Below are 6,648 nucleotides of genomic sequence, written 5' to 3'. Positions count from 1 at the left end.
TTTGGGGGGGTTTGACCGTGGCGCTGGCCGGGGTGTGGGCGGTGGGGGGGTCCGCGCGGGACGCCGGGGGGGGGGGGGGGGGGGGTGTTGGGTGGGGGGGGGGGGGGGGGGGGGCCGGGGGCGGCCCCCCCCCCCCCGACGGCGCCGCGGCGAAGCTGGCGCGGCGGACCGGGGCGCCGGTCCTCACGGTGGCCTACCTCGACAGCGACGTCGGCTTCGTCGAGGCCGCCACCTTCGCCGGGGGCCACTGGAAGGCGCTGCTGAACCGGGACACGGCCGAGGAGTACGAGATACCCCTCGACCGGTTCCCCGTCGAGCCGGCCCTGGCGGGCGCGCTCGGCTGGGCGGCCGCCGCAGGCCTGACCGCCGACCCCGGGGCGGTCCGCTCCGCCCTCACCGGCTCCGAGGTCTTCGCGGAGGACCTCACGGACCGGCTCCTCGGCGCGCTCGGGATGGCCCCCGCGGCGGGCGGCGAAGAGAGCGCGTAGCGGCCGGCTGTCACATTCCCCGCGGCTGTCCTGTCCTCCCTGGTGAAGGCGGAAACGACACCGCCCCTGCCCGGGAGATGACTGACATGCCGCGTATCTCGCTCACCCCGCCCCGCACCCTCCTCATGCGCATCGGCTCCTGGTACTCGCGCCGTACCTACGGCAAGGTGCTCGACCCCGGCCTGGCCTACGGGCACCACTCGCGCGTGCTCCTCTCCTACGTCCGCCTGGAACAGAGCGCGGCGAAGTGGAAGGCGCTCGACGCCGGTCTCAAGCACCTCGCCGTGATGGCGGCGGCGGCCCGCATCAACTGCTCGTGGTGCATGGACTTCGGCTATGGGGAGGGCCACGAGCTGGGCCTGGCGACCGAGAAGATCGAGCGGGTGCCGCGGTGGCGGGAGTCCCGTGAGGCGTTCACCGAGCTGGAACTGCTGGTCATGGAGTACGCCGAGGCCATGACGGAGACCGAGCCGGCGGTCACGGACGAGCTCGCGCGGGACCTGATCGCGCGGCTCGGCGAGGAGGCGTTCGTCGAGCTCACCGCGATGGTCGCGCTGGAGAACTGGCGCTCGCGCGTCAACAGCGCCTTCGGCCTGACCGGTCAGGGCTTCGCGGAGGCCTGCCGGGCCCCGGCCACCGAACGCTGACCTCGACAATGGCGGGGTGAACACGGACTTCCCGGGCGCCGACCGCAAGGTCATCGTCGCCCTCGACTTCGACGACCGCCGGGCCGCCGAGGAGCTCGTCGAACTGCTCGGCGACGCGTGCGGCTTCTACAAGATCGGCCTGGAGCTGCTGACCGCCGCGGGCCCCGAACTCGTACGGGACCTCGTGGAGCAGGGGCGCGAGGTCTTCCTCGACCTGAAGCTCTTCGAGATCCCGAACTCCGTCGCCGGCGCCGTCCGGGCCGCCGGCGCGCTGGGCGCGTCCATGGTGACCGTGCACAGCATGGGCGGTACGGGGATCATGGCGGCGGCGGTGGAGGCGGCCCGGGAATTCCCGCGGCTGCGGGTGCTCGCGCTGACGGTGGTCACCAGCATGACCGGTCGCGACCTCGCGGACATCGGCGTCGACGCGGACACCGAGCAGCAGGTGCTGCGGCTGGGGCGGCTGGCGGTGGGCGCGGGATGCGACGGGGTCATCGCCTCCCCCCGGGAGGCGGGCGTGCTGCGCGAACTGCTGGGGCCGGACCGGCTGATCGTCACGCCGGGGGTGACCCTGGGGCCGGACGACCCGGCGGGCGGTCACGCCCGGCCGGGGACTCCCCGGGCCGCCTTCGCGGCCGGGGCCTCGCACGTCGTGGTGGGGCGGTCGGTGGCCCGGGCCACGGATCCGGTGGCTGCGCTGCGGCGGGTACGCGTCGGCGGGTGACTCCTGCGGGTGACGGGGTTTTCCACAGGCTGGGGATCGTCCACAGGGCCCGGCGGGACTCTCCGGGAGGCCGGATGGTGGGAGGTGTCCGGGCGCCGGGTCCGGGCACAGCTCCTCACTCGGTCTGGTGGTGTTCGTCATGTCTCCTTGTTCCACGCTCCTTTCCACTTCCTCCTCGTGTCCGCCCGCGCGTCCGGTCCCGCCGTTCCCGCCGCTGCGGGTGGGGCGGGGCGGGGACCGGCTGCGCCGGGCGGTGCGGCGCCGGCGGCGGATCGCCTCGGCCGCGCTGGCCGTCGTGGCGGCGGCCCTGGCGGTGGGCGGGACGGAGGCACAGGCCTCGCGGGGCGCCGCACCGCCAGGGGTAAGGTCCCCTCGGACTGCGGCCCCACCGGCGGCGGTGCGGATGGTGTCGGCGCCGGTGCGCATCGCGGACGCGGCGACGGTGCGGCTGCTGCGGCCCGGGGACCGGGTGGACGTGGTCGCGGCGGAGCGCACCGGACCGCCCCGGGTGGTGGCGGCGGGGGCGCGGGTTTCCGAAGTTCCCGACCCCGACAGGGGTGTTGCGGACGGCGGGGCGCTGGTGGTGCTGTCCGTACCGCGGGACACGGCGCGGGTTCTCGTGGGGGCGGGTGCCATGACGCGACTGGCGGTGACGTTGTGCTGACTCGCACGTACGGTCAGTCAGTTCACCTCGGGATGAGGGCCGATTGGACACGACGCGCCTGGACTGCCGTAGTTTTCGGAACCGTTGGCTCCGTGTTGGGTAGATGTGAAGAAAGGCTCAGTGGTGAGCGAGAAGAAGAAGGAGAGCGTGCTGGCAGGCTTCAAGGCCTTCCTGATGCGCGGCAACGTGGTCGACCTGGCGGTGGCCGTGGTCATCGGCGCCGCGTTCACGAACATCGTGAATTCGGTGGTCAAGGGGCTCATCAGCCCGGTGGTGGGCGCGGTCGGCACGCAGAGCCTGGACGAGTACAAGTCCTGCCTCAAGGCCCCTTGCGCCATCGGCGCGAACGGCCAGCCGACGGGTGTCGAGATCCTCTGGGGCTCGGTGCTGAACGCAACGCTGACCTTCGTGATCACCGCCGCGGTCGTGTACTTCCTCATGGTGCTGCCGATGTCGAAGTACCTCGCCAGGCAGGAGGCCCGTCGCAAGGCCCGGCAGGGTGTTCAGGAGACCATGGAGATCACCGAGCTGGAGGTCCTCAAGGAGATCCGGGACGCTTTGGTCGCGCAGCGCGGCAACGGCGCGGGCCCGACGGGTTCACGCGACGGGTTCTGACCTATCCGGCCACCTCGGCCGGTCAGATGTGGTGCGGGGGCTTCTCGTCGAGGAAGCGGGCCAGGTCGGCCGCGCTTCCGCCGGCGGGCGGCCGCTCGCCCCAGCCGCGGTCGGTGTCGTCCGAGGACTGCTGGTCCAGCGGGTCGTCGAAGACCAGCCTGGGCTTGGGCCGGGGCCTGTCGGCCTCGGCGGCGGGGCGCGCGGGCTGCGGGTCGGGGGTGCTGCTCATGCCTCCAGGGTACGGCCGGGCCGGCTCCCGGACCGGCGGCCCCCGGCCCGGCTCAGCTGGGCGCCTCGGCTCCCTTGCGGGCGTAGAACCACCAGCACACCGCCAGGCAGGTGGCGCAGAAGCCGATGAAGAGCCACAGCGTGTTGGTGACGGCCATGGCCGCGAACATCGCGGGGATGAAAAAGAAGCCGTAGGCGGCGATGGCGGAGGAGAAACCGGTGACGGCGCCGGCCTCCATCTGCGGCTGCTTCAGGACCGCGGCCTGCACCTCGGCGCCCCTGCCCTCGGCCTCCCGCATGTGCTGGTCCCGGAAGATGACCGGGATCTGCCGGAAGGTCGAGCCGTTGCCGAGGCCGGAGAAGGCGAAGGCCGCCAGGAAGCCGATGAAGAAGGCCCAGAAGCTGCCCTGGTCCCCGCCGGCCGGCAGCGCGAAGTTCACCCCGACCAGGGGGCGGCTGATGCTGCGCCCGGGGCGGCAGTGCGCCGGATCTGCGAGCGGCAGCGGGCCGGGGATCTGCGGACTGTGTACTTCCTGCGTGACGGAGCTCATCGCGTGGTCCTGATCTGCGAGAAGGGTCTGACCCGTCCAGGCTCCGGTGCCGGGGGCACCCCGCCCCGGCAGCCGCCGCCCGGGGCACAGGGGCGGCGCCGGCAGCGCGTCCGGCCTGCCGACGACCGGCCCCTCTGGTCTCCTGGCCGGTATGGCCTACTCCCCCATGACCGCCCGCAGCCGCGACGAGGACCACCGCGCGGCCACCCCGCTGGAGCTGTTCTTCGACCTCTGCTTCGTCGTCGCGGTCGCGCAGTGCGGGGCCCGGCTCGTGCACTCGCTGGCGGAGGGCCATCCCGGCACCGGGGTGATCGGGTACTTCTTCGTCTTCTTCGGCGTGTGGTGGGCCTGGATGAACTTCACCTGGTTCGCGTCCGCCTACGACTGCGACGACGTGCCGTACCGGATCGCGACCCTGGTGCAGATCGCCGGCGTGCTCGTGTACGCGGCAGGGGTGGGTGAGGCCTTCGACGAGAACGACTGGACCGTCGCCGTCGTCGGCTACATCATCATGCGCGTCGCGCTGACGGCGCAGTGGCTGCGGGCGGCCTCCGGGGAGAGCGGCACGGCCCGCACGGCGGCGCTGAAGTACGCGGCCGGACTGGTGCTCTGCCAGCTCGGCTGGGTGGCGCTGCTGTTCGCCCCGGACGACTCGAAGCGGTGGCTGTTCCCGGTCCTGGTCGTCTGCGAGCTGCTCGTTCCGGTGATCGCCGAACACGGGCACCAGACGCCCTGGCACGCCCACCACATCGTGGAGCGGTACGGCCTGTTCACCATCATCGTGCTCGGCGAGACGATCGCCGCGAGCACGGTCGCGGTCAAATCGGCGCTCGACGAGCACGAGGCCCTCGGCCTGCTGCTGCCCATCGCGGCGGGCGGGCTGCTGATCGTCTTCGCCGCGTGGTGGATCTACTTCGCCGTGCCGATGCACGAGCACCTGACGTCCAACCGCGAGGCCATCCCGTGGGGCTACGGGCACCTGCTGGTCTTCGCCTCGGGCGCGGCGATCGGCGCCGGCATCGAGGTGGCCGTCGAGCACGCGGTCGGCAAGGCGCACATCGCCCAGGTCGCCGCGAACGGCGCCGTCATGGTCCCGGCCGCGCTGTTCCTGCTGATGGTGTGGCTGCTGCACTCCCGCCACTTCAAGCGCGGCCTCGCCCAGCAGCTGGTCCTGCCGGTGGCGGCGCTCGCCGTGCTGGCCTGTATGTGGACGGGCCCGTACGCGGTGCTGTGGGCGGGGCTGGTGTCGACCGCGACCGTGGCGGTCGGCCTGACCCTGTCGACGAGGTCCAGCCCCCGTTGACCTCCCGGGCTCCGCCCCTGCAGACGGCGCCCCGCCGAACCGTCACTCCCGCGCCCCCGGCGCCGTTTCCAGGCCATGACACTCCCCGCACAACGCCCCGGCGAAGACCCCGGCAGGGAACTGGCCGAGCCCGGCTTCTGGCAGCAGCCCCCCGCCCACCGCCTCGCCGCCTTCGCCCGCCTGCGGGCCGTCGGCTCCCCCGTCTTCGTCCCCGAAGGCCCCGGCCACTGGGCCCTCGTCCGGCACGCCCAGGTGCAGGAGGCCAGCCGCCTGCCCAAGGTCTTCGCCAGCGCCCCCGGCGTGACCACCCCCGAGCCGGCCCGCTGGGTCAGGGCGCTCTTCGGGGACTCGATGGTCAATCTGGACGGCCCCGACCACGCCCAGCTGCGCAAGATCGTGCAGCGCGCCTTCACGCCCCGCCTGCTGGCGGCCGCCGAGGCGGACATCCACGCCGTGGCCGCCCGGATCGTGGACGACGTACTGGCCGAGCGGCCCGACGAGTTCGTCTCGGCCGTGGCCTCCCGGCTGCCCCTGGAGGTCATCTGCAACATGATGGGCATCCCGGAGCACTACCGCGCCGAGATCGCCGACCGCGTCAACCACGCCTCCGAGAACATCGGTGTGGAGCGGGGCCTCGCCTCCCGGCTGCGGATGCCCGGGCGCGGTCTGCGCGCCCTGGCCCGGATGCAGCGGATGGTGGCGGGCATCGGGCGGGACCGCCGCAAGCACCCCACCGACGACCTGATCTCGGCGCTGGTCTGCGCGAACGTCGACGGCCAGGCCCTCGGGGCCCGCCAGCTCGGCGCCTTCTTCTCGCTGTTGATGGTCGCCGGCGTGGAGACCACCCGTAACGCGATCACCCACGGGCTGACCCTGCTGACCGACCACCCGGACCAGCGGGACCTGCTGCTCTCGGACTTCGAGAAGTACGCCGACGGCGCGGTCGACGAGATGATCCGTCACTCGACGCCGATCATCCAGTTCCGCCGGACCGTGGCCTCCGGGCACACCATGGACGGGCACGTGTTCCACCCGGGCGACAAGGTGGTCCTCTACTACGCCTCCGCCAACCGCGACGAGGCGGTCTTTCCCGACCCCGACGCCTTCGTCATCACCCGCTCGCCCAATCCGCACCTGGGGTTCGGGGGCGGCGGTCCGCACTTCTGCCTGGGCGCGCACCTGGCCCGGGTGGAGATGAAGGCGCTCTTCCGCGAGCTGCTCACCCGGCCGGTCGGCCTGCGGGCGGTGGGGCTGCCGGACCTGGCGGGGTCGAACTTCGACAACCGGGTCCGCTCGCTGAAGTTCTCCTTCGAACGGCCCTGACCGCCGCCCCGGACGGGAGACCGGCCACCGGGCAGGCTGGGAGCCCGGTGGCCGGAGCAGGTGGATGCGGCACCCGGCCGGTGGCTAGGGGGTGTCGTGCCGATC

General features: G+C 73.0%; 9 protein-coding genes. 7 read left to right on the top strand and 2 right to left on the bottom strand.

Annotated features, from left to right (window positions below; genetic code table 11):
• Nucleotides 1-188: 188 nt before the first annotated feature.
• From ACGFZK_RS29780 to mscL, 5 genes are all read left to right on the top strand, one after another.
• The gene (locus ACGFZK_RS29780) at nt 189-488 is read left to right on the top strand and encodes a hypothetical protein (RefSeq protein ID WP_393851947.1); all 300 of its coding nucleotides are present in this window, start codon (nt 189-191) and stop codon (nt 486-488) included.
• 86 nt (nt 489-574) lie between these two features.
• Nucleotides 575-1,135, top strand: a complete 561-nt coding sequence (locus ACGFZK_RS29775) for a carboxymuconolactone decarboxylase family protein (RefSeq protein WP_393851946.1) — start codon at nt 575-577, stop codon at nt 1,133-1,135.
• Nucleotides 1,136-1,151: 16 nt separating this feature from the next.
• Nucleotides 1,152-1,859 (top strand): orotidine-5'-phosphate decarboxylase, encoded by a 708-nt coding sequence (pyrF, locus tag ACGFZK_RS29770; protein WP_393851945.1) that lies wholly within the window; start codon nt 1,152-1,154, stop codon nt 1,857-1,859.
• Between the two features lie 139 nt (nt 1,860-1,998).
• The gene (locus ACGFZK_RS29765) at nt 1,999-2,523 is read left to right on the top strand and encodes a hypothetical protein (RefSeq protein WP_393851944.1); all 525 of its coding nucleotides are present in this window, start codon (nt 1,999-2,001) and stop codon (nt 2,521-2,523) included.
• 123 nt (nt 2,524-2,646) lie between these two features.
• Nucleotides 2,647-3,138, top strand: a complete 492-nt coding sequence (gene mscL / locus ACGFZK_RS29760) for a large conductance mechanosensitive channel protein MscL (protein WP_393851943.1) — start codon at nt 2,647-2,649, stop codon at nt 3,136-3,138.
• A gap of 22 nt (nt 3,139-3,160) precedes the next feature.
• Here the strand turns inward: mscL and ACGFZK_RS29755 are convergent, their stop codons facing one another.
• Entirely contained in the window at nt 3,161-3,367 is a 207-nt protein-coding gene (locus ACGFZK_RS29755; RefSeq protein WP_393851942.1) for a hypothetical protein, read from the bottom strand.
• A 52-nt stretch (nt 3,368-3,419) separates the two neighbouring features.
• Nucleotides 3,420-3,917, bottom strand: a complete 498-nt coding sequence (locus tag ACGFZK_RS29750) for a hypothetical protein (protein WP_393851941.1) — start codon at nt 3,915-3,917, stop codon at nt 3,420-3,422.
• 151 nt (nt 3,918-4,068) lie between these two features.
• Between ACGFZK_RS29750 and ACGFZK_RS29745 the strand changes: the two genes are divergently transcribed.
• A complete protein-coding gene (locus tag ACGFZK_RS29745) occupies nt 4,069-5,220 on the top strand; it encodes a low temperature requirement protein A (protein WP_393851940.1) in 1,152 nt (383 codons plus the stop codon).
• Between the two features lie 75 nt (nt 5,221-5,295).
• Nucleotides 5,296-6,543 (top strand): cytochrome P450, encoded by a 1,248-nt coding sequence (locus tag ACGFZK_RS29740; protein WP_393851939.1) that lies wholly within the window; start codon nt 5,296-5,298, stop codon nt 6,541-6,543.
• Nucleotides 6,544-6,648: the final 105 nt, after the last annotated feature.

The organism is Streptomyces sp. NPDC048257 (genome assembly GCF_043201855.1).
Taxonomy (GTDB): domain Bacteria; phylum Actinomycetota; class Actinomycetes; order Streptomycetales; family Streptomycetaceae; genus Streptomyces.
This window is presented reverse-complemented; position numbering and strand designations above follow the sequence as displayed.